The following is a 23,704-nucleotide window of genomic DNA, read 5'->3' on the forward strand; positions in this document are numbered from 1 at the left end:
CAATCAACAACGGCATTTTCGACGTTCCCCTGCAGCTTATTTAGCTAACCTGGAGCAGAAGGCTCTCCAGCTAGTTTTGCCGCCCTAGTTTTTTTTGAGAACATCGGGGTAGGAGTTTGTGGGATAACGTTATTCCACAATGACCGGAAGAACGCATCTGGGGAGTGAAGAAACGGTCAGGATGGTCATCACAGGAGGCTGTGCTACGGACAACGGTAGCCTCCTTTTGGCACATCGGTTAGACTGTGGTGACACTTGTATAGGTCAATGTAGGCTAACTATGACAAAGCTTGTGCAGTTTGATTTGGGTGATGGCGAGAGCATCTTGATGGAAGTGGATGAAGTCGAGTCTGATGAAATAACACCTGTTTCCAAGTCACCAGGCGAAATTGCGGCCCAGGCACGTCAAACCTTCAGCCAAGCTATGGCTGGCGTCACACCCATGGTGCGATCCTTGAAGGCACGGTTGGATGCTCTGAATGATCCGGCAGATGAAGTCGAGGTGAAATTCAGCGTTAAGCTGAGTGGCGAGGTGGGGGCAGTTGTGACCAAAGTAGGGGGAGAAGCCACCTACGAAATCACGCTGAAGTGGAAGAAGCAATGACGTTCAGTGTTACCGATTATGAACGGGCAACGGTGCGAATTCTTTCAAATGACAAGAATGTAGTTGTGGGAACCGGGTTCTTGGTTGCACCAGGGTATGTTTTGACCTGTGCCCATGTTGTACTGGAAGCCATGGGTATACCGAAAACAGATGTCAAGACCCATGAAGATCTGTTTACTAATATCATTCAGCTAAATTTCCATATCCTAGCTCCCAATGCCATGATCAAGGCTAGGGTAATCGACTGGGTTCCCTATCAATTAAACATGGGCGATATTGCAGGACTTAAGCTCCTGAGTCCGGCCCCTGAAGCTGTGCGGCCGATTCATCTCCTTGAGACCCGTGGCGAAGATGTTGAAGCCGATTGCCATTTAGTGTACGGCTTTGGTAGTCCTGAAGGTGGACGTTCTGACGCCTATCGTCCCAAAACTCAGGTGACCGATGAGCGCTGGCAACTTTGCAAGTATGACGATCCCAACGATGAAACTATTCGTCCTGGATTTAGCGGTGCGCCGTTATGGAATGACAGGACAAAAGCTGTTCTTGGAATGATCGCAACGGCAGCGGTCAAGGCAAAAGAAGATTTAAAGAGTACGGCCTACGCCATTCCCACTTCGAAGCTCCGTCCCGTTCTCAATACGATTGATGCCCATTACATTGCAGATGTGCTGGAAGAACATTGGGATCAATCTCAGCTCACAACTATTACTGAAACGGCATTTCAATTATGTGACAGCGATGGCGATAAGGCTAAACATCCTGAGTTGCGAGATCGCCTGACCTTTCTAAGCAGCCTATCTAATCGAGAGTGGTGGCAAAACGATAGGGAGGTTGATCGCCTCACTCAGTTCGTCATGTTTGTCATCGTCTTGCAAGATAATCCTGCGCCATCGCTTTTGCATGCGCTCAAGACATGGGTAACATTCCGCCAGTTTGACTTTGAAAAGCTCTACTTTAAAGCCGACCAATATCGTAAAAAGCGCAAGATATCTGCTACTCAAACCCAGGAACACCTAGTCATCCAGATTAAGGCGGATGAGCAGGATCCTGCTAGAGCAAACATCTCGATTTGGATCATTCGCGATCGCGATCGCTATGATCCCCTAGAGCCACCTAAACCGAGCTTGTCTAATGAGGCGATCGCTCTGGCTGACTTACCCGATTTCTTGGATCAATGGATTTCTAGTCAAGACATATTGGATGAACCGATGCTGCATTGCTTTGTGGCCCGTTCTCAACTGAGCAGCGATCTAGATGCTTGTGGAACGCAATCAGATTTGACCCTTGGCAACCAATATCAACTGGTCATGCGGACGGATCTGAGCCAGTCGCCAACGAGCCCTCAATACTACCGTCGCTGGCAGCAAAAATGGCAATCTCTAGAAAGCAACTATCACTCACAAGCCAACGTTAGCGTGGTACGAGCAGATAGCCGTCAATCTGCATTACTATTCAAACAACTCAAGTCGGCAGAGATTGGCATCTTGGAGAATCTGACCAGCGATCGCACGGATGCAGTTTTCAAATTCTTGGCAGATAAAGTAGCGCTTCCGGTTGTTTTGTGGGCGAGAAAAGAGAACCTCTGTTCCGACATCGATCGCATTCTCGATTGTACAGTGATCGACTTGCCTAAGCGTGTCCTAGAAGAACGCCAAGAGGCGATTGAAGATGAGGAAAAAGTGTCGTTAGGCTATCATTTGAGCTTGGTATGGGATGATCCAAAGGTTGTCCCGCCTACGATGATGGCGCAGATCGATCCAGAGATGTGTTAAACCCCTTGCGGCCATGAGCGATCCACAACCTCCAACCCCCAATCCCAACCTCTTCTGCCCTATTTTCACCGGCAGCGGTGAGCCCAATCCCGATGCGTTGAACAATCTGCCACCACCGCCCACCTGGCGACAGGCCGATCGCCGCCAAGAGGAACGGGGCAAGACCTTCCAAGCCGAGCCCAATGAAATTGAATTGGTGAATGCAGCTCTCTACCTACGGCGGCCGCTTTTGGTGACGGGGAAGCCGGGCAGTGGCAAAACATCCCTAGCCTATGCGATCGCTCGTGAGCTAGATCTAGGTGAAGTCTTGTACTGGCCCGTTACCACCCGAACCACGCTCAAGGATGGTCTATATCTTTACGACGCGATCGCTCGTTTGCAGGATGCCAGCAAGCAAGAGCCAAATGAGGATAAGCGCTTTGACAACATCGGTCGATATATCCGCTTAGGGCCCTTGGGAACTGCCCTGCTGCCGTCGAAGAAGCCGAGAATCTTGATTGTGGATGAGATCGACAAGAGCGATATCGACCTGCCCAACGATCTGCTCTACGTTTTTGAGGAAGGCCGCTTCGAGATTCCGGAATTGGTGCGCATTGAAGATATTCAATCCCAGGTGCCGGTGCGCACGGCCTACAAAGATCACCATGAATTTACGTTTAACCCGCCTCCGAGCCAGGATGAGACATCGCAGGAGAATTTGGAGGCGATTAAAAACGGAAAAACCACCATCACCAATGGTCGAGTTGCCTGCACTCAGTTTCCTCTGATGATTTTGACGAGCAACGGTGAGCGCGATTTTCCCCCGCCGTTCCTGCGTCGCTGCATTCGTTTGACCATGGGCGAACCCAATGAACAACGGTTGACGGACATCGTCAAAGCCCACCTACGGCAGGAGGTCAATGGTGAAGCTCTGATTACCCAAGCAGAGGAGCAGATCACGGCCCTCGTGAAGCGCTTTATTGAAAAACGCAGCGATCGCAGCAAGGGAGATCTGGCCACCGATCAACTTCTCAATGCGATTTATTTAATTACCCGCGATCGCAAGCCCAATATCAGCACCGATGTTCATGCAACTGGAGACCTGATTGACCGCCTGTGGAAACATCTGAGCAGCAGCGAAGACCAACGATCGGACAGTTCGCGCAACGGTTAGCGCAACTGGGGCTAGATCTAGACGGCCGAGACCTAGCTGACGCGGTTTGGCTAGCTCAGTTTATGCCGCCAGCAATCTACACGGCTCCAGAACCGGAGGTAGAGCCCACGCCATCGCCCATTCAAACCGTAGAGGCTCCCTCTATCCCCGCAGCCGAACCCACCACGAGTCTCTACATCGACGATCGCCCTCCATCCACACCCCAAGACACTGCCGAGACTCCGGAACCTCAAGACAAGCCCCAAGGAACGCCGTTCCCAGTTCCAGCGGCTCCGGCTCTGCGCACACGGTTGGATCTAGCGCGATCGCTGCGGCCGTTGATGCGAAAGGTGCCATCCCGCAACCGCTACGACCTAGATGAAGAGGCCACCGTCACCCAAATTGCCGAAACTCAATTGCAACTTCCGGTGGTGCGATCGCAGCCAGAACGCTGGCTTGATCTAGAGTTTATCGTTGAAGATTCTAAAACGACGGTCATCTGGGAACGGGCGATCGCTGAATTGCAGCACTTGATGGAATACCAAGGGGCCTTTCGCACCGTGCGCACGTGGCAGTTGAGCGTTCCCGATCCCAACACCGCCAAACCGGACGATGTGCGTCTGTTTCCTCGATGGCGCGATCGCTCTCCTGCCATGAATCAACGTCCTCGCAATACCCGAGAATTGCGGGATATGGGCGGGCGGCGGCTGTTGCTCTTGGTCACCGACTGCACATCCCTGCTATGGCGACGGGGCATCATCCACTATACTCTGCTGGATTGGGCTACGGTGCAGCCGGTTTCGATTGTGCAATTATTTCCAGAACGCCTATGGTCTCGCACCGCCTTGAGTGATGGGCACATGGTTCGATTGCGGGCGATCGCTCCGGGACTACCGAGCGCGCTCCTAGATATGGATAACGCACCGGTCTTGTCTGGAGCTAGCGCTGATGACTGGGATGACGACGGGCAGGATCCGGCACAGGATGACGATCAACGCCTGCTCACGTTGCCCATTGTGACGTTGAATCCACAATCGATGCTGCGCTGGGCCCGAGTGGTGGCTGGGATGGGCGATACACCAACGCCAGGACGTGCTTTTGAGCTAAGTATGATCCGGCAAGCCGCCCAGGACTATGATGCATCACGGGAGGCGATCGCCCAACATCCCCCGCGTACGGCCCGCCAACGGGTTGCCCTGTTCCGCGCTACGGCATCGGAGACAGCGGAGAAGCTGGCAGGCTATATGGCCGCTACGCCGGTGAGTTTGCCGGTGATTGATCTGCTGCGCGATGTCTTTGTGCCCGAGGCGCGGCAAGACCATGTGGCGGAGGTGTTGCTGAGTGGTTTATTGCAGCGTTGCGACCAGGTGGATGATGAGGTCTGCCGCTATCGGTTCTTTGGCGATCAGGAGACGGCTGGGGAGGGCGATCGCGTCCGTGATCTTCTCCTCGATGGCGTGCCGGTGCAGCGGACGATGGAGGTCTTAAATCGCCTCACCGAACTCATCCAAGATCGAGCTGGCAATACCCTCACCAGTTTTGAAGCCTTCCTCGCTGCTTTTGAAGAATCGGGAACGGCGTTGGGGGATAGGGCCTTACCGCTGGCCGAAGTCGGGCTGAGTGTTTTACGGCGTTTGGGAGGCTCCTACAGAGCGATCGCCCAGCGCTATGAGACGGTGTTGCGGCCTACGCCGTTGTCTTCTGATCAAAAACAGCCGGTTCAATCTGAAGGTATCACCTATGAAGAGCTGGAATACGAAGTCGCGGAATTCATCAACTTTCCGCCCCTGCAAACCATTACCTACACATCCAAAACCATTGTCGATATCCAAGATCGCTTCGACTTCATTACTGCCATGATCGAACAACAGCTTCGATTTCTAGGGATAGGGCAAGAGTGGGTCATCCAAGAGCAGGCAGGAGTGGCCTGGGGCTATGTTGAACCTTTAAACGATGATTCAGAACAACTCATCGCCCTCAACATGATCGCCATTCCCGGCGGCACCTTCACCATGGGTGCGCCTGAGGGGGAGCTAGAGAGCAATGATAGTGAACGCCCGCAGCATGAGGTGACCGTTCCACCATTTTGCATGAGCCAAACGCCCATTACCCAAGCACAGTGGCGGATTGTGGCAGGCTATGATCCGATAGATCGGAAACTAGATCCAGATCCTTCTCGCTTTAAGAGTGATCACCGCCCCGTAGAGAGGGTATCTTGGGATGATGCTCAAGAATTTTGTCGGCGCTTATCTCTGAAAAAGGGGCAAGTCTATCGGCTGCCCAGCGAAGCGGAGTGGGAATACGCCTGCCGGGCTGGCACCACCACGCCGTTTCATTTTGGAGAGATGCTCACCACCGATCTAGCAAACTATAACGGGAACTCTAACTATGGCGATGAACCTAAAGGTGTGCATCATGAGGAAACAACAGATGTAGGATCATTTCCAGGTAATCCATGGGGTTTTTATGATATGCATGGCAATGTGTGGGAATGGTGTGAGGATAGTTGGCACAATAATTACAAAGGTGCACCGGAGGATGGCAGTGCATGGATAAGCAAAAACGAAAAACATGAAAATAAGGTAAGCCGTGGCGGGTCTTGGAACTTCAAGCCGTGGCATTGCCGGTCTGCGTACCGTAACTACATCATCCCTGCAGATCGCAGCTACTACGGTTTTCGCGTTGTTTGTCACGCCCGAGGCACTCCTTAACCCTCTGCTTTTTCCTTTATGCCAGCGTTTCGCGCCATTTTTTGTGCTTTGGGAGATATCAAACCTCATAGAGGTAACGTAGGGTGGGCAATGACCACATGTATGACACTTATACCTGCCCTCAAAGCCAATATGCCTTTTGAGAAAGGAGATGTAATGGACAGTTTTTGAGACGAAGAAATAGGATCTCGTCGGTTGAGCCAATCAAGAGACGCTAGGCCATAGGTCAAGCTATAATTCAACGGTGCAGTTGATGAACGAGTAACAACAATGTTGGCTGTTGCGGTTGCGCCAGTCCCACCGACAAGAACATATGGGATATAACGGATGCCTGAGTCTTCTACCCCCAGCCGCCGCCTCATTCTGCGGGAAACAACCCACCAAGGTCAGTGCTTCATCGAACATCTGGATGACAACACGACCCTAGACATGATGCTCATCCCCGGTGGTCAGTTTCTTATGGGGTCAACTCCGGAGGATCCCGGTAGTTACGAGCGTGAGTATCCGCAACATCCCGTTAAGATCCAACCCTTTGCCATGGCCCGTACTCCCATGACTCAAGAACAGTGGCGAGTGGTAGCCGGGTACGACCGGGTTGATCGAGATCTAACACCTGATCCCTCCGGCTTTAAAGGTGCAAATCGACCAGTGGAGCAGGTATCGTGGGACGATGCCCAGGAGTTTTGTGCCCGTCTGTCTCGGCAAACCAATCGCACCTATCGCCTGCCCAGCGAAGCCGAATGGGAATATGCCTGCCGAGCTGGTACCACCACGCCGTTTCACTTTGGCGAAACCCTCAGCGATGAACTGGCAAACTACAGAGCCAAAGAAATTTTTGGGCGAGGTATTCCTGGAGAATATCGAGATCAAACCACCGATGTCAAAACGTTTCCGCCCAATGCTTTTGGGCTATACGATATGCATGGTAATGTGCTGGAATGGTGCGAAGACGATTGGTATGGTAGCTATAATGAAGCGCCGAACGATGGCAGTGCGCAGGTAAATAAAAGTGAAGATAATAAAATTAAAGTGCTGCGCGGCGGTTCGTGGGTCTTCATTCCTAGGGATTGCCGTTCTGCCTATCGCTACGGCGACTCGCGCGACACCCGCCACAACTACGCCTTCGGTTTTCGGGTCTGTTGCGTTTTGCCGAGTATTCTTCTTGATTAATCTCTCCATCGTTTATCCCCCCATTTCCTAAGCTAAACTAACCAGCCCCTAGGATACTTTACTAAGCACCAGCGTCGAGAAAACTGGATTAGCCTGATAGCCACAGCGGTTGAGGAAATGCAGAATATCTTGCTCCGGCTTACCTCGCTTTTGCAGAATCGTCGGATGTAGCTCTAGGGCAATATGCTCAATCATACCCGTTTCAAACAACGCTTGAGCGCCCAAAATCGCTTCATACTCAAACCCTTCCACATCAATTTTCATTAGCTTGATGCGATCGAGATCTAGCCAGCTCAGAAAGTCGCCCAACGGCATCTGGGGTACGGTTTCTGTCGGCGTTTTGTAGCGCGTGGTTTGAACCAGGCCACTACTGCCAGTATTCATATCTGGCGATAGGCAAAGCTCAGCCATCCCCATCGAGTCGGCGATCGCCACCTGAAAAACCCGCACATTATAGGCATGGTTTTCGGAGATATTGCGAAATAAGATAGGCTGTAGACGGCTCTGGGGTTCAATGCTGATCACCTTGCCGCGATCGCCCACCAGCTTAGATGCCAACATCGAGAAAAAACCCTCATTGGCACCAATATCCAAAAACGTATCGCCCGCCTGAAGGAGACTTGTGCAAACCTCCACCATCTCCGGCTCATAGCCAGAATCGGAGGTGACGGCATGGCCAAAGTTCGAAGCCGGATCGATAAAAAATCGACCATGATCCGAGGCGATCACAGACCGTTTGATCTGCAACACTTGCTTCAAAAATGAGGCTAAAAATGCGGGACGAACGCGCAGAAGCCATGGATGGTAAACATTCATAGGAAATTAGCTTATCCGTAGAACAAGAGGGAGCAGTCTGTCAAACGGGTGAATGGCAAAGGGATAACTGTAGTAACACACCCATAAGGCTTTCATGCGTTACGGCTTCGCCTAACGCATTCTACGTATTGATCAGGTTGTCTACTCATAACGTCATCGAACTCAGGTTTAATCACAGCTATAGATACACTCATCCATTTCGTGGGCTATCAGGATAGTTTGCTGCTCCTGCCCATTAGATCGATGATTTTGGCACCAGCTCCACTTCTTGGTCTAGAATGCGCAGTTGGTAATGTCGTAGTACATCCTGTCCTAGGACTGCTTCCGTTTCCTGGTTGGCGATCGCTGCCGTGATGTTTTGATGGGTCGCCGAACCGAGGGTGACGCTTTGCAACAGACCCACCGCTAGCTCCATCATGCCGCCATCGTTGGTATAGCACCAGCGTTTGCCGGAGGGTATGACATTGGCGGTGCGGGCAATCACGGGAGAAATCAGCGTCAGGCTGAACTGCGGATCCAGGATCATGTTGAACCGATAATCACCATTCAGCACCACATCCACCACGGGACAATTGGCCACCATATATTTAATCAGGAGACGCAGGGCATTGGGCTTCCCCTTCGACTGCAGGCCCTGAATCCGATCCTGCATCGTTTGGTAGGCCGTCCACTGCCCCCGATTCAGCCAGAGGGTGGCGGCCTGTTGATAGTCCTTCAGCGCTTCTTCGCGATCGCCCTTCGCCTCCCACACCGCCGCCCGTCCAGCATAGAGGTCGGGATTGTCTGGCTCAAACCCTAGGGCATTGGCATAGTCTTTGAACGCATCATCCCAGGCCTGCATCTGGGCATAGGCCTTGGCCCGCTGGGACAGCAGCAAACGTGGATCGCCCCCATTGCGCAACAGTTGACTGAAGTCCTGCACAGCACCGCGTCCATCTCCCAAGACCAGGCGCACAATGCCCCGCTGTTTGATGCTATTCGGATTCTCAGGGTCAAGGCTGAGCGCCCTGGCTAGGTCTTGGATGGCGGCCTGGGCCTGTCCTGTCTTCGCATAGGCATAGGCGCGCTTGCACAGCACATCGGCCTGGTCTGGCTCAAACTTCAGCAGCCAACTCAGGTCAGCGATCGCTCCCTGGTAGTTCCGCTGCTCCATCTTAGCCAAGGCTTGCTCTAGGAAAGCTTGGGGAGAGATCAGGGGCTTGGCGGTGGGTTGGGAGGGTGGGGGCAATGGAGACGGTTGGGGCAAAACCGACGCCCGGAGCCGATCAATCTGGGCAATGCAGGCCTTGGCGCTGTCGGCATCAGCCTGGTTGAGATAGAGGTGGGCGGCTTGCTTATAGGCAGCGATCGCCTCGTCAACGTGACCCGCCATGGCATGGGCCTTGGCCAAGAGATGGTGAGCGATCGCCATGGAGGGATCGAGCTGGGTGGCGCACTGGGCATCTAGGATGGCAGCGGCGCTGGTCTTGAGGCTGAGGTAGGCCGAGGCCCGCTTCAGAAAACGCTCGGGGGTGGGCTGATGCTGGAGGGCCGCGCTAAAGTGAGCGATCGCCCCGGTCACGTCTCCCGCTGCTAAGCAGGCTTGCCCCTGCTGCATCGACTGCTCAGCATTGGGCTCCGGAATCGGGAAATGGGCGGTGGACATAGCACAACCTCAATCACAGGCTCATCTGGATTATAGCCGTTGGGGCAAGGAAGGGCGATCGCTCACGATCGCGCAAACTCGGCCGGATTTTGATCCCGTCGATGCTGCTTCGGAATCGCTGGCCCTTGGCGATCGCCAGCGATCGCTGCCGTCGCTTCTAGGGACTCCCGCAGGCGTTTGGCAGCGTAGATAGACATATCCCGAGGTACACTGATGCGATCGCGCAAATAGCGCAGCGAGAGGTCAGAGCCTGGGGGTGGCGCACAAAAGTCACCGGTCATCAAATGGGTGAGGGCACAGCGCAGCGCCGTATCAAAGGCCGTATCATCCGCCGGATTGACGCGAACAATACTGGCCCGATGCTTCAGCACCCGATGCAAGGCCTCAGCGCGAGACGTTTCCGGTTCGGGATAGGTGACATCCGGTAACCCCAGCCATGGGCCCTGATCCACCCGCAGTTGATTGATCCGGGTTTGGGGATGATCATTCTCCCAGCAACCGCCCATCTGGGGAGGCAGGTCATGGACATGGGTGTGGAAATCGCTTTGGGTGCCACGATAGGTCGGCCGGCTTTCCATGGCGTCAAACCAGTCTGATAGCCCAGGATTTTCTTCCCGCAGAGAATAGCCTTTGTAGTAGAACAAGCTGGCGTTCATCCGTTCCACATAGGGCGTGAAGATGACATCCGCACTGCCAAACTCAGGCAGAAAGTAAGGGCCAGAGGTGCTGGCTAGGGCCTGCTCCACCTTAGCGACCACGGCGATAAACTGGCTGCGGTTGCGCTCCTCCTGCCGAGATGAGGTGGTGGGATAGCATAGCCAAGCGCACCAAGCTCGAAACAGCAGGCGCTCTAACCGGCGCAGGGGCAGCACAGCAGCGTCTTCCAAGCCCTGGGTGAGGGGGCCAAACGTCTGCTCCAAGGCCAGCAAAATATCGTCACTTTCGGTGATCATGCGATCGTCGAGGGACAGCGCTGGCAACATGCCCGACGGAACCAGGTCTTTGTACCACCGTTCCTTGTCCCCGTAGCAAAACATGGTGACTTTTTTGATGCGGTAGGGAATCTGCTTTTCTTCCAGCCATAGCCACACTTTTTGGCAGTAGGGACACCAGGCATGGTTATCGCGGTAGAGGGTGACGCGGATATCCGATTCCGCAGCACCAAACAGACGGAGCTGAGCTTGAGCATTGGTGGGGCCAGAAACCGGATCGATCTGAGTGCCAGTCAGAGCCTCCAGTTCTGCCCAGCTTAGAGGAGCGACGGTCATGGGACTTGTCCTTGCAATACAAACGGAGTGGGCTAATCAGGGCTGGTCTTATACGTCAGTGTAGCGCTGCATCTTGGTGAATAGATAGAGGAGTGGAGGACGGCGTTGCAACTGCGTCCTAGGCAATGCTGCCCATGTCATCGTCTTAGGTCAAGCTCTACCCCGTTTCCCGCTTCAAGCAGGTCGTCAAACCCGTCACACCATCAACGATCCATCAACAGCATCAGCACTGGAAAGCTAGAAAAGCTACATTTAAGGCAATTCAAACCAATCATCCTTTACCACTGCTGAGATCTGAGATCATGGATCATCCTTCTTCCCTCTCTATTGAGCAGATTCCTGCCGCCGACTGGGACAACACGCCAGAGTCCGTGAAAATGCTGGTGACCTCGTTGCTCAACGCGCAGTCATTCTCGAAGGGTGAAACGTCACAAAGCGACCATCGTCTGCTGCAGTTTCTAGAGGCAACCCCCATCGGCATAGCCGTGCATGATGCGGCAGGGAAGCTGGTGTATGTGAATCAAGTGGGGCGATCGCTTTGGGGCGGCGATCGCTGGTTGGATCATTCTCTCTCAGATCTGTCGAATAGCCTACACCTCTATCATGGGTCGCGGCAGATTGTCTATCCCTTGGAAGACTTACCCGTGAGCCGCGCCCTACAGGGAGAAACCGTGTGGGTGGATGATCTAGAAATCCATCGCCCCGATCGCATCATTCCCTTAGACATGTGGGGAACACCGATTTTTGATGACCAAGGGCAGGTTGTCTACGCGATTGTTGCTTTTCAAGACATTAGCGATCGCAAACGTCGGGAGCTGGAACAGCAGGTAATTGAAAATACTAGACAAACCCGCGATCGCCTCTACCGTCAAGTCATCCAAGCCCAGACCGATCTTATTTTGCGATCGCTGCCGGATACCACAATCACCTTTGCCAACGAAGCACTCTGTTCTGCCCTAGGTCTACCGCTAGAAGAGGTCTTGGGCCTTAGGTGGGGCGACTTTGTACCGCCGGACGATCTTGGTACAATCCATCGCAAAATTGCAGGACTAACTCCAGAGCATCCTACCTTTGAAAATATGAATCGCGATCAGCGATCGGATCACCAAATCGGCTGGACACAGTGGATTAATTTAGGAATTTTTGATGATGGGCAATTGGTGGAAATTCAGTCGGTAGGACGGGACGTCACCGCGATCCAGAAGCAACTGCACCGTGAACAGGCGATGAATCGGGTGCTCCAAGCCATTCGCTCGACGGTTGATCTCAATCCAATCTTTACCCTAGCTACCCAAGAAACAGCCCAGCTATTAGACTGCCCTCGGTGCGGTGTTATTCAGTATCAAGCCAAGCAAGAACTATGGCAACCCCTGGCAGACTATTGTAGCCATCCCGATCAGCCCCCTGCCTGGACATTAGATAGGATAGGCAACCATACTCCCTGGAGCGATCGCCTCCAGCGCCTAGAGGTTGTGCAAGTGGATGATATGAACCCAGATACGACCTTGTTCCCATCTGGCGCTTGGCTGCTGATTCCCTTAGTCGTGGATGACTGTCTATGGGGGAGCTTTGTCCTCTATACTGATCAACAGCCCTTCACCTGGCACCCAGAGCAACGGGATCTGGCCCAGGCCATGGCCGATCAGCTTGAGATAGCTATCCAGCAGGCCACGCTATCCCAACAGGTACAGGATGAATTGGCAGAGCGCTGCCGTGCTGAAGCGGCACTCCGAGAAAGCGAAGGGCGCTTTCAAACCATGGCAGATAATGTACCCGGCGTCATCTATGGCTATCGTATCTGCTCTGATGGCTCAGATCACTATGCCTACATTAGTTCTGGCTTTCGAGAACTCTATGGCATTGACCCTGATCAGGCGTTACAAAATCCTCGGATCATCTCAACCATGACCCATCCTGATGATGCCTCGATGCTCCAGGAGTCTTTTATCCTATCTGAACAAACCTTGCAAACCTGGGAGTGCCAGTATCGCATTATCACAGCCGATGGGCAGCTAAAATGGTTGCAGGGCATCGCTCGACCAACAGGCCATGCCAATGGCGATATTAGTTGGGATGGCTTGATCATTGACATCAGCGATCGCAAACGGGGTGAAGCAGAGCAACAGTATGCGGAAGCAGCCCTGCGAGACAGTGAGGCTCGTTACCGTCTATTAGCAGAAAATACTAACGATCTTGTTTGTCTCCATGAGCTGAACGGTACATATATCTACGTCAGCCCGTCCTGTGAAAGTCTATTGGGCTATCAGTATAACGACATGGTGGGGCAGGAACCCTCAACGTTTCTCCATCCAGAGGATTGCGATCGCGTCTACCAAGAAAGTCGGGCTGTAGCTATCTCAGGTAAATCAACGCCGATTACCTATCGTATGCGCCATCGATCTGGGCATTACATCTGGTTTGAAACCTTAACTCGCCCCATTTTAGATGCGACAGGGACTATTATCCAGTTGCAAACTACGTCCCGAGATGTCACCGAACGGATTCAAGTGCAGGAACGTCTGCGCTACGATGCTTTGCATGATGCACTGACCGGTCTCCCCAATCGCAATTGGCTGATGGAACGACTATCCTTATCCATCCACCAAGCTCGTCGCCTTGACCATTATCAATATGCGGTGCTATTTCTAGACTTAGATCGCTTTAAGGTAGTCAACGATAGCTTGGGGCACCTAGCGGGTGATCAACTCCTCATAGCGATCGCCCAACGCTTGCAGTCGATTGTGCGAGCAACGGATCTGGTGGTACGGTTGGGGGGTGATGAATTTGTCCTGCTGCTGGAAAGTGTAGAGGGCATTCAAGAGGTTGTTCATGCCACAGAACGTATCTTTTCTGAATTGCGATCGCCCCTCACGATTGAAGGACGAGATGTGTATGTAACGTCGAGTATTGGTATTGTCCTCGGCAATAAAGCCTATCAACAAGCGTCCCACCTTCTGCGCGATGCTGACATTGCCATGTATCGGGCCAAAATGAATGGCAAAGCCCGCTATGAAATTTTTGACGCCGATATGCATCGACAGGCTATGCAGCGCCTGCATCTAGAGCAGGATCTACGGCAGGCCATTGATCGTCAGGAATTTGTGCTGTATTACCAGCCTATTTTCACCTTAGAAGACGGACGTTTAACGGGATTTGAAGCCCTCATTCGTTGGCAGCATCCCTCTCAGGGTCTTAAGTCTCCAGGAGACTTCATTGCCGTTGCTGAAGAAATAGGCTTAATTACCCTGATCGACGACTGGGCTCTGCATCAGGCCTGTCATCAGCTAGCGCTATGGCAAGCTAAATTTCCAGCGATGGAACAAATGAAAGTCAGCGTCAATCTTTCTGTTCAAGACTTAAAGCAGCCCGACTTACTAGATAAGATTGACCGGGTTCTGGCCACAACGCGCCTGGCAGGGCATTGTTTGACCTTAGAAATCACTGAAAGTATGTTGATTGATGATGTTGAAGCCACGATTGACTTACTAAGAAGCATTAAAGAGCGCAATATCCAGATTAGCATTGATGATTTTGGTACAGGCTACTCATCCCTCAATTATCTGCATCGCCTACCGGTAGACAATCTCAAAGTCGATCGCTCCTTTGTGGACGCTATGCAAAATGGACAGCGTAATTATCAAATCGTGGAAACCATTGTCGCGCTCAGCAATCAGCTTGGTCTAGAAGCGATCGCTGAGGGAATTGAGACGCGGGAGCAGCTTCAACAATTACAGCATCTTGGATACCAATTTGGGCAAGGCTACCTAGCATCGCGACCGTTGTGTGACGACGACGCGGAAAGGCTATTAGCCAAGCATCAACGCACGTTACTCTAAAAAATCGACCACTACGTTTAGGTATGAACTTATAGTCAAAGGGCAATGGGGCTTGAAACATCAGCGCGATCGCCCCTCTGGTCAAAGAAACAGAGCGATCGCTAGTTCTACTGTTGAAGTCTAAAAAGGCGATCGCTTTTTCTTTCAATATCTGCAGACTGGCCTGTTCGTCTTAGGCAGATGCCGTATGGCTGAGTATTATAGAATGGTAGATTAACGTTTTGCCCATCACCTATCATCAATGCTCTTTACGTCATAACTGATCACCTTTCGACTGTCGGCGTGAATCGATATCATTCGCCTGCTAGCAGTAAAGCCCGAAAATTTATTTAATCAGTCACACCCAGCAATTTTCTAAACTCAGATTCAATATATCTCCTTATTTCTTGATTCCTAGACTTAAAGGACTTCTCTTCTTTCCGAAAAGCTTCAATAAAATTTTCAATACTTTTGGGGCTTGAATGATAAACAATATTTATAGAAAGATTGAATATCAAATCATTAAAATCTTTTATTTTGTTAGCAATATTTTCAGGGAAATAAATTGCATGGGACTCAAAAAAAGAATTGAATTCAAAAAACTCATCAATAAATTTATCCGCTTTATCCTTAAGGTAGACATAATCTTCTGTTCTTGCCTCGGTAGTAAGATATGCTGATGATTTTTCCAAGGAAACTATTCTTTTATAGGTCTCTTCTATTACACTAACTCTTCGCTCTTGGAGTTTGGAGAACCTGATCTGATGTTTTAAAGCTTCAATATTCAGAGAATTTTTAAGGGATTCAATCTCTTTGTCAGCTTCTTTTTTTAATACAGACTTATACCTCTCAATATCTCTCGAAAAAACTTGAAGCGTCAACGATCTAATAAGCCAGGCAGCAATAGCGAGGAAAGCTGTCCCACCCCCAATAAATTTGAGCAACTCTGTCCAGTTCATAAGGCTTATAGATTTGATGGTCTTAACGCACTATTTCAACAGTAGTTGACTAGCCTCAGGAAATTACATTCCTGCCACTACATTGTCAGCCTTCAAGGGAGAAATTCTATTTGTTGCCGCATCTTAAGAATAATTTTATGTTTGCTTCTCTACCAATAACTCCACATGTTAAAGGTGCCTATCACCTGCTGCAGACAATTTTTGCATCCAAGTAATGATTTTTGACGGTCGTCGTGCACAAACATTATTGGTTCCATGGATTCAACAGACTAAATTATTTAAGCCAATTCATCGATAGCATTAATATAACAGCAATATCACTTACTTTTTGATTTGCATAAATTTGTTCATTTTCCTCTGGATTTGATTTTTCTTCCATTGCTGCATCCATTTGTGTTACAAGCTCTTGAGCAAGCGTCCGTATATCATCCATAGATTTTATCTGGTTCTGAATCGATGGCTTGAGCGATTTTTCCTCCCACATACTTGAAACGAAGTCTGCACAAGTCGCCAACTTATTCTCATAGCTTGCTTGTTGCCATTCAAGTGCGCCCGCATTATGTAAGGTGCCTCCTTCATACCACTCACCTTGCTGCAACTGACTTTGCTCTTGACCTGATGCAGGCGAGGTAGATGTGGCAGTGCGATATGTAGTAGCCTGTTTCGGGAGAGCGCAATAACCTACTAAACCAATAATTAAAACAACAACAACACCAAGACGTATGTTAAGAGAAGTTGTTTTGTCTACGACTTTACCATTCTTAAGAGCAAGAAATCGGTTCCATACTTGCGTCTTCTTGTCTGATGAAATCTCTGAAACTCTTACTAAATGTATTTTACCTGGCTGAATATCATTCAGTATGCTAGTTACAGCCTGGATGCAGGATTGAGGTTGCATTGTCGCTAGGGGATATATCTTCAACCACAAAGTAACCCTATCTTGCATTATCGCGTCCACCTTTATATTCCGAGGTGCAATTGCCCGACCGATAAGGCTGGAAATAGCCTGAAGATCTCCTTTTTGTGCTGCTTCTCGAAGCAAAATTACGTCTGGATTAGCATCACCGCCAGAATTAGGGACTAGATTACTATTTTGAGCTGTTGGAATATTATTCTTTTGAGAAGAGGATGTAGGAGTTTGCGCAGGGTGGGAATGCACATCTTGCGGTTCTGATATCACCTCCTGATTGGTTAAGGATGATGATGGCATTTTTAAGCTAATTGTCTGACTCCATGCAGGAGCTTGATCACCTACCTTTCGTCCAAGAACCTGAAGAGTATTGAGTTCAACTATTCCGAGCTTTAAGATACCATTGCGAACAAACTCGATCAAATTGTCCTGGTTGGGGACTTGATTTGATTCGAGCATAATCCTCAGGCAGTCATCCTTACGACTAACTTTTGCAGTTATCCCTTTGGGCTTAATATTATGGTTTATTAATACAGCAATAGAAATAGGATCTCCTTGTTTCGCAAGTTCGAGCGGACTCTGTTGAGGCATATGGGCAACCTTGAATTTTGATTGATCGACTTTACTCTGTTATAGCAACATGAATGTATTTTTGCCCATACATAATACGTAACGGTAACTAGGCTCTGAACACAAGCAGATAGTTTTACAGTGTTTAAAGTTCCATAACAGCATCCATCAGCCGTCCGCTGCATTTGAATTCTTAGCTTGTGCCGTTGGAGCGATCGCCTGATTATCCTGCATCACTCTAATCAAAAATCTCAGTGCCTCATTAACCGCATCAGCATCGGGAAATATCTCTGCAACATCAGGTTCTAACCGTACTGTTGTTCCACCAAAGCTCTTCCTTCCAGGCCCTAATCTTCTAACTCGGAGGCTTGTCAAGTCATACTCTGTTCTTAAGTCATCTTCCATGTCTAATTTATGCCTCTTCATAAGATTCTCGTTCGGCTCGGGTCACTTCTCTGGCGCTGATGAGGCGTGTTAAATCGTCCCTTTCGGTATACGACACAATCAACAAGCGCCCTTGATTTGATTCTCCAATAATGAGGTATCGCTCTTCATCCTCAGAGTGGTCTGGATCGTAGAAGTCAATATAGAGAGGATCGTCGAATCTTAATCTAAAGTATTACATCCATTTCAGGGTGTTATGCCGCAAGCTTCAGAAAATCTTTACGGTCAGCGGGCAATCAAGGATAGAGTTCATGGAGCTAGTGGAGGGACTGAAGGGCGATCGCTCCTCTATCTCACAAAACACATACATTAGCGTCGGGCATCTGTATCATAGGCATGGCGATCGCCCTGTTGAGTTGTGAAGAGGAGTGAAGTCCATGCCGGTTTCGTCTGTCCCGCCTTGGTGGATTGGTATTGCCATTTCCTACTACGCCTTCATAGCCATTGGGATTACAGAGGCTGGCCTAGGGGTATTACTGCCATCTATTTTGGTAGACTATGACCTCACCCCGGCAACCGTGACCCTGCTGTTTGTCAGCCAAATCAGTGGCTACATCCTCGCCGCACTGATGAGCAGCATTATCAGTCATCGGCTGGGGCTGGGGCCCATGCTGCTGCTAGCCTCGGGCGCATTAACCCTGGCGTTAATAGTCTATGGACTATCGCCCCTGTGGAGCATCATGGTGGTGATGGGGGCACTGCTGGGGTTAGGAATTGGGTTGATTGATGCCGGGGTGAATACGGCCATTGTGCAGGACAATAGCAGTGCGCCGTTGATTGGCACCCTCCATGGCTTTTATGGCGTGGGTGCGCTGCTGGGGCCCGCGATCGCCACCACCTTGATGGCCGCCGGGTACGACTGGCGACTGGTATATCTGGTATTAGCCAGCTTGGTAGGACTGTTGGGCGTGGCGGTAGGGACAGCTCTGTTCTGTCGATATCCGCCCTTACTCCATCGCAATCCAGCAGGATCCACAACGGCCTGGAGAACCCTCAAGCGATCGCTTAAGGTACCAGTGGTGCTGCTTTCAGGATTATTTTTGCTGATTTATATTGGCATTGAAGCCGGGCTAGGCAACTGGGCCTATACAGTACAGGTGCTAGCCCGATCGACCCCCGAACTGGTAGCGGGGTATAGCGTCAGTGCCTACTGGCTGGGCCTAACCCTAGGGCGATTTCTGCTGGGATATTGTCTGACCTGGTTAGGGGCAATACGTACCCTTAGCGTTTCATTACTCACGCTGCTGCTGGGATTAATGGCATGGTGGCAACTGCCAGAACAGTGGATTAGCCTGCCGCTGATTGGGTTTGCCCTAGCGCCGATCTTTCCTGCCACAATCTGGCTGATTCCCAAACGCCTACCCGCTGCCCTGGTGCCCGCCGCCATTGGATTTACCACCAGTGCGGCCAGTTTTGGGGCGGCGCTGATTCCCACGGGCATCGGCTGGATTGCAGATTGGGCAGGGCTGGCAGTCATTCCGGCGCTGCTGCTGCCCCTAGCGATCGCCATGGTAGGTCTGCATCACTGGCTGGTGCGCTTATCTCGGGAGCGGCTGGCTCGGCTAGACTCTCGTACTGGGGGGCAATGACACTCATGTCAAATTCTGATTTTAACTCTGCCCAACAATCTTACCTAGGCGTTGTTGATGTATTATCTAAAGCGATCGCTAAGGTTGCCGTGCCAAAACACCTTCTCAAGGACTTCTTCAGCCATCCAATGGGCCAAACGGCATTGCATCTGCAAGGTCAAAAATATCAATGCGATCGCCATGACGGAACATTCGCTTGCCAAGATGAGGGAAATCCACAACATCCATATCTAGATTTTCTCCACCCGCTAGATACACCAAGTCTTGATCACTGTCATTGCGCAGATGATGGGCAACCGCCGGTGTGGGAAAGGCCATGAAGTCTCCCTGAGAAACTGCGACCTCCAAACCATCCACCTCTGCAATACCCTGACCCGAGATAATATAAATCCATTCCTCTTCTTGATAATGGGCGTGATAGACAAAGGATTCCTTTCCAGGTGGAACTCTCGCTATATTAACACCGGTACGCTTCAGTCCAGCCGTGCGAGCTAGATAGGCTCCTGATAGCTCAGACTTTGGATTCCAAGGGTGAGAAAATGTCTGCATTGACTCCTCAATAGCCTGCGATCGCAAAAGAAATGGCGTATTATCCGTCATAGCTAGCGTCCTTTCATCAACATAGTTGCGTTCATCGTCAGTCGTCTAACGTTAACCATCTAAGGATTGCTGTACAGTCACCTTTTTAATCTACAGTTTGATCAAACCAACCATCTTTTTATCCCATCCTTCATACCCAAAAAATCATCCAATTGGGGGATATTCAACAGCTCACGTCTATTTCGCGTCTATTTCGTCTCTGTAGATTATCTCAATTCTGCTTGCATCATAAATTCATATAGCCAACAATCCATATAACGATCAAGCAATATGACATGGTAGTATCTCATTTAATCTTACGCTTCAGCTAGGTCCCTATCAACAGCCCATCATCGAGGCTCCATCCGGGCGATCGCTCCCCTGTCACCTAAACTTACCTCGGTAGCCAAAATCGGCAAGAGTATTACCTCTGAGTCCCTAGCTTAACATTGACACAAAACAACGACTGTTAGCATTTCTTAGGAACTTGTCATACTTGACACATACTTAACTCAACCAGTATGAAGATACGTTTCATGTTCTCGTAGAACGAAAACCTACGTAGTCCTCCGGAGTGTTTACCGCTCGAAAGTTGGTAGAACAAGAGAAGGTAATGTACCAGGAATTAGTTAGGGGCAAAGATTATGGCATTAGATCCTCATCAATTCATGAGCAAGATGTCGAGCCGGATTGGATTTAGCTCTGAAGATAGAGATTTGTTAAAAAATAATGCGGACTGGGGCTTAAAGGTTGCGCCGGACATGGCAGATTGTTTCTATGCCTATTTGGGGCGCGATGAAGAGATGAACACGATTCTTAATGCAACGGAGGGAAGAATTCATCGTCTTCGAGAAACCTTTGTGGAGTGGTTCCATGAAATGTTTACGGGCATGGATGATTGGGGCGACGCCTATGCCGATCGCCGCTGGCGCATTGGGCTGATTCACGTTCGCATTGGCATTGGACCGCAGCATGTGGTGCCAGCTATGGCGACTGTGGTGCATGAGGTTGGCCAACAACTGAAGGCTGAAGGCAAGTCTGAGGAACTGAAGGAAGCCTTGGGCAAAATCTGCATGATTGACCTGACGTTTATTGAGCAAGCCTATATTGAGGTCTCTGCCGCCGCTGTGTTGAAGGAAACAGGCTGGACAGAGGGGTTGTTTAAGCGACTCATTAGCACGGGCGCAAATTCCATGTAGATCACAAGCCACAGACCTATCTCAAGGTAGTGGGGGCGATCGCCCTTGACCTACCTTGGGGTAATCAGTCTAGGGATGTCTTGTCTCAGGCAAACCTGTCGATGTACTCAGGAAGAACTCATCTATCCGTCAAGCAGTCGTTTACACTCAGAAACGTGGTGCCCGCCACAACGTCAATGCCTGGTTGACTGGCAAAACGACCCTCACCCCAAACCCCTCTCCTAGGGCGGTAGAGAGGCTTTGAAAACACCTAAAACTTGTCTTGCTCCCCTTCTCCCACAAGGAGAGAAAGGATTGGGGGATGAGGGGATCAGATGTGTCAGCTAAGCAATGCCAATGCTGTTGTATCAAACCAGGGACTGCCCTGGTCACGCTGGATCATGCCTGAGATGTTGATGGATAATCCTGTAGACTGCCACGACTGGCTCGTGATCAACGATGGCACCTGCCAAGCCTGTGACGTGCCTGCCATCCCCGACTCCCCCGTTGAGCCCTATCGCCTCTATCGATTTCTCACAGACCTAGAAGATATCCTCCACGCTACCCCGGATGACACCCAGCGCTTGGTGCAGATCTATCCCCTCGTGCGGCGATTGCTCACCAGTTCCTATTGGCTGCAGCTAGAGTTTGTCAATCCCCCTGCCAAGCCGGGTTGGTCGGTGCGATCGCTCTATAAGGAACATGACTTTCTGCTGACGCTGCAAATGGTGGCCTGGCTGCCGGGGAATGTGTCACCCATCCACAACCATGGCGCTTGGGGCGTGGTGGCGTTGATTGGTGGCCAGGAGAAAAATCAATTTTGGCAGCGATCGCCCACGCCCAAGCATCCCGATCGCATTCGGTTGATCGGCGAGAAAATCTTTCATCCAGGCGATATTGTCGGCTTTTTGCCCAATGCGATTCATAACGTCGAGCCCATCGGAGATCAGCCCGCCGTCACCTTTAACCTCTACGGAGTGACGGATTTTTCTAAGCGGTTTGAATTCGATCCCATCCATCATAAAGCCCGAAAATTTTGACCCCGTCATTCTGCCCAGACGGTTATCGAATCGGCATTGCTCAATGAACATCAGTGGGACGACGTCACGATTGACAAGCATGTCAACGTTGCTTAAAGCTTATATTTCTATGAAACGAGGGTTGAGCGGAGTCGAAACCCGGCAAGCTTCATGACGAGAGGAGGGTTGAGCGACATCGAAACCCGGCAACGTATGAACCATCGTCAAGGGCGGGTCAGATAGCAATGGCAATCTGGCTTTTCAATCACCGTTTCCACCAGCGCATTCAGCGTCACCGCCGCCAGCAGCCCCCCACCCAAACTACCCTGCAGAGTAATGTAAGGAATCGGTAAAGTCATCAACCGTCGCTTGGCGGCGGGGGCATGGCTAAAGCCAATGGGCATCCCGATCACCAGGGCCGGCTGGATCTGCTGCTGGGCAATCAACTGGTCGATGGTGAGCAGCACCGACGGAGCATAGCCGACCACCAGCACAGATCCCTTAGGACAGTCCTGCAGCCGTTGCTTCCAGGCTGGGTCGTTCCAAAAGGCTTGCTCAGCATCGTTTACCCCGGTCACGTGGGGATCTTGAATCAGAACCTCCACGGAGCAGCCCAGATGAGCCAATCGGGTGTGATCTAAGGCGGCAGCGATCGCCGGTAGATCCGCCACAATGGGGCAGCCATCTTTCAGCACATGACGAGCGGTAGCGATCGCATCGGGACTCCAGCGCACAAAATTGATCAGGCTCACATCTCCACAGGCCAAGACCAGTTGCCGCAGCAGGTGAGCGCTAATCTCAGAATAGTGAGACAAGTCGGGCAGTAAGCCCTGCAACGATTCTTGAAACGCCTCTGGGTGGGTCTCGGTTTCTGCATCAAGACGGCTCCAAAGCTGATCAAGCTGCCCCAGACCATCCTGAGCATCGACGTGCAAATGCTTCAACTGGGCCAGGGCCTCAGCCTGGGCCTGCTGTCCAGGGCGATCGCGCCCCAGTAACCCCTCCAATGCGGTGGCTGTATGGCGGAGGCGGGTCAACTGCTGCATCACGGAGCGGTACTGCTGCTGCAACTGCGCCATCAGAGCTGGATTATCCGTGGTATCGGACGGACTGTCTAGCAACTGGCGAATGTGGGATAGCTGAAACCCCTGCTGCTTCAGCGCCACAATCCGCTGCAGTTGCTGCACATCTTGCTGGGTATACAGCCGATAGTTGCCCTGGGATCGCTGGGCAGGCGGCAGCAGGCCCAGGGTGTGGTAATGCCGCACCATGCGCGGGGTCACGTCGCCCTGAACCGCCTCCGTGAGTTCTTTGATGGTCAAATGTTGCGTTGTCATAGCTCTAGTCTACCCAAGCTAGTATCGCAAGATTGAAAAACGAAGACTGAACAACGAAAAGGAAGCTAGGACATATAAGGGTTTCCGCCTTCGCAAATAGGCCGAAGTAATCTGCCTCAGAGTACTAGTCTATCCAAACATTGACATTAACACTGATGTCAATGTTTAAGGTAACAAGGTATCCAT

The 23,704-nt window shown here is 51.0% G+C and carries 17 protein-coding genes and 1 pseudogene; 9 read left to right on the forward strand and 9 right to left on the reverse strand.

Annotation, left to right across the window (positions count from 1 at the left end; translation table 11 throughout):
• The first annotated feature begins 280 nt into the window (after positions 1 to 280).
• The 5 genes from JUJ53_RS02570 to JUJ53_RS02590 all read left to right on the forward strand — a co-directional run bounded on the left by JUJ53_RS02570 (position 281) and on the right by JUJ53_RS02590 (position 7,389).
• Positions 281 to 604, forward strand: a complete 324-nt coding sequence (locus tag JUJ53_RS02570; RefSeq protein WP_204150417.1) for a CU044_2847 family protein — start codon at positions 281 to 283, stop codon at positions 602 to 604.
• A complete protein-coding gene (locus JUJ53_RS02575) occupies positions 601 to 2,376 on the forward strand; it encodes a trypsin-like peptidase domain-containing protein (RefSeq protein ID WP_204150418.1) in 1,776 nt (591 codons plus the stop codon). The genes JUJ53_RS02570 and JUJ53_RS02575 overlap by 4 nt, the downstream gene beginning before the upstream one ends.
• Positions 2,377 to 2,389: 13 nt before the next feature.
• Complete coding sequence (locus JUJ53_RS02580; RefSeq protein ID WP_204150419.1) at positions 2,390 to 3,529, forward strand: MoxR family ATPase; 1,140 nt, start codon at positions 2,390 to 2,392, stop codon at positions 3,527 to 3,529.
• On the forward strand, positions 3,472 to 6,219 hold the full coding sequence (locus JUJ53_RS24545; protein ID WP_343327877.1) for an SAV_2336 N-terminal domain-related protein: 2,748 nt from the start codon (positions 3,472 to 3,474) through the stop codon (positions 6,217 to 6,219). Before JUJ53_RS02580 ends, JUJ53_RS24545 begins: the two co-directional genes overlap by 58 nt.
• 327 nt (positions 6,220 to 6,546) lie before the next feature.
• Positions 6,547 to 7,389: a formylglycine-generating enzyme family protein gene (locus JUJ53_RS02590; protein WP_239124722.1), complete on the forward strand. Its 843-nt coding sequence runs from the start codon at positions 6,547 to 6,549 to the stop codon at positions 7,387 to 7,389.
• 48 nt (positions 7,390 to 7,437) lie between these two features.
• Here JUJ53_RS02590 and JUJ53_RS02595 read toward each other — a convergent pair whose 3' ends face one another.
• The 3 genes from JUJ53_RS02595 to JUJ53_RS02605 all read right to left on the reverse strand — a co-directional run bounded on the left by JUJ53_RS02595 (position 7,438) and on the right by JUJ53_RS02605 (position 11,118).
• Positions 7,438 to 8,205 carry an FkbM family methyltransferase gene (locus JUJ53_RS02595; protein WP_204150420.1) on the reverse strand — a complete coding sequence of 256 codons (768 nt, stop codon included), beginning with the start codon at positions 8,203 to 8,205 and terminating at the stop codon, positions 7,438 to 7,440.
• Positions 8,206 to 8,440: 235 nt separating this feature from the next.
• The gene (locus JUJ53_RS02600; RefSeq protein WP_204150421.1) at positions 8,441 to 9,850 is read right to left on the reverse strand and encodes a tetratricopeptide repeat protein; all 1,410 of its coding nucleotides are present in this window, start codon (positions 9,848 to 9,850) and stop codon (positions 8,441 to 8,443) included.
• Between the two features lie 62 nt (positions 9,851 to 9,912).
• Positions 9,913 to 11,118 (reverse strand): glutathione S-transferase family protein, encoded by a 1,206-nt coding sequence (locus tag JUJ53_RS02605; RefSeq protein WP_204150422.1) that lies wholly within the window; start codon positions 11,116 to 11,118, stop codon positions 9,913 to 9,915.
• A 302-nt stretch (positions 11,119 to 11,420) separates the two neighbouring features.
• Between JUJ53_RS02605 and JUJ53_RS02610 the strand changes: the two genes are divergently transcribed.
• The gene (locus JUJ53_RS02610) at positions 11,421 to 14,954 is read left to right on the forward strand and encodes an EAL domain-containing protein (RefSeq protein ID WP_204150423.1); all 3,534 of its coding nucleotides are present in this window, start codon (positions 11,421 to 11,423) and stop codon (positions 14,952 to 14,954) included.
• Between the two features lie 329 nt (positions 14,955 to 15,283).
• Here the strand turns inward: JUJ53_RS02610 and JUJ53_RS02615 are convergent, their stop codons facing one another.
• The 4 genes and pseudogenes from JUJ53_RS02615 to JUJ53_RS02630 form a co-directional block, all read right to left on the reverse strand.
• On the reverse strand, positions 15,284 to 15,892 hold the full coding sequence (locus JUJ53_RS02615) for a hypothetical protein (protein WP_204150424.1): 609 nt from the start codon (positions 15,890 to 15,892) through the stop codon (positions 15,284 to 15,286).
• A gap of 274 nt (positions 15,893 to 16,166) precedes the next feature.
• Positions 16,167 to 17,393: a hypothetical protein gene (locus JUJ53_RS02620; protein WP_204150425.1), complete on the reverse strand. Its 1,227-nt coding sequence runs from the start codon at positions 17,391 to 17,393 to the stop codon at positions 16,167 to 16,169.
• 147 nt (positions 17,394 to 17,540) lie between these two features.
• Complete coding sequence (locus JUJ53_RS02625; protein WP_204150426.1) at positions 17,541 to 17,798, reverse strand: hypothetical protein; 258 nt, start codon at positions 17,796 to 17,798, stop codon at positions 17,541 to 17,543.
• A pseudogene (locus tag JUJ53_RS02630) lies at positions 17,785 to 17,976 on the reverse strand (BrnT family toxin); the annotation flags it as partial. The gene JUJ53_RS02625 and the pseudogene JUJ53_RS02630, both read right to left, overlap by 14 nt.
• A gap of 217 nt (positions 17,977 to 18,193) precedes the next feature.
• Between JUJ53_RS02630 and JUJ53_RS02635 the strand changes: the two are divergent.
• On the forward strand, positions 18,194 to 19,405 hold the full coding sequence (locus tag JUJ53_RS02635; protein ID WP_204150427.1) for an MFS transporter: 1,212 nt from the start codon (positions 18,194 to 18,196) through the stop codon (positions 19,403 to 19,405).
• A gap of 117 nt (positions 19,406 to 19,522) precedes the next feature.
• Here the strand turns inward: JUJ53_RS02635 and JUJ53_RS02640 are convergent, their stop codons facing one another.
• Positions 19,523 to 20,005 carry a cupin domain-containing protein gene (locus JUJ53_RS02640; protein WP_204150428.1) on the reverse strand — a complete coding sequence of 161 codons (483 nt, stop codon included), beginning with the start codon at positions 20,003 to 20,005 and terminating at the stop codon, positions 19,523 to 19,525.
• Positions 20,006 to 20,628: 623 nt separating this feature from the next.
• Between JUJ53_RS02640 and JUJ53_RS02645 the strand changes: the two genes are divergently transcribed.
• Positions 20,629 to 21,183 carry a protoglobin domain-containing protein gene (locus JUJ53_RS02645; RefSeq protein ID WP_204150429.1) on the forward strand — a complete coding sequence of 185 codons (555 nt, stop codon included), beginning with the start codon at positions 20,629 to 20,631 and terminating at the stop codon, positions 21,181 to 21,183.
• 314 nt (positions 21,184 to 21,497) lie between these two features.
• A complete protein-coding gene (locus JUJ53_RS02650) occupies positions 21,498 to 22,202 on the forward strand; it encodes a cupin (protein WP_239124724.1) in 705 nt (234 codons plus the stop codon).
• A 203-nt stretch (positions 22,203 to 22,405) separates the two neighbouring features.
• Here the strand turns inward: JUJ53_RS02650 and JUJ53_RS02655 are convergent, their stop codons facing one another.
• Complete coding sequence (locus tag JUJ53_RS02655) at positions 22,406 to 23,518, reverse strand: precorrin-8X methylmutase (protein WP_204150430.1); 1,113 nt, start codon at positions 23,516 to 23,518, stop codon at positions 22,406 to 22,408.
• Between the last annotated feature and the right edge of the window lie 186 nt (positions 23,519 to 23,704).

This window comes from Leptolyngbya sp. CCY15150 (genome assembly GCF_016888135.1).
Lineage (GTDB): Bacteria > Cyanobacteriota > Cyanobacteriia > RECH01 > RECH01 > RECH01.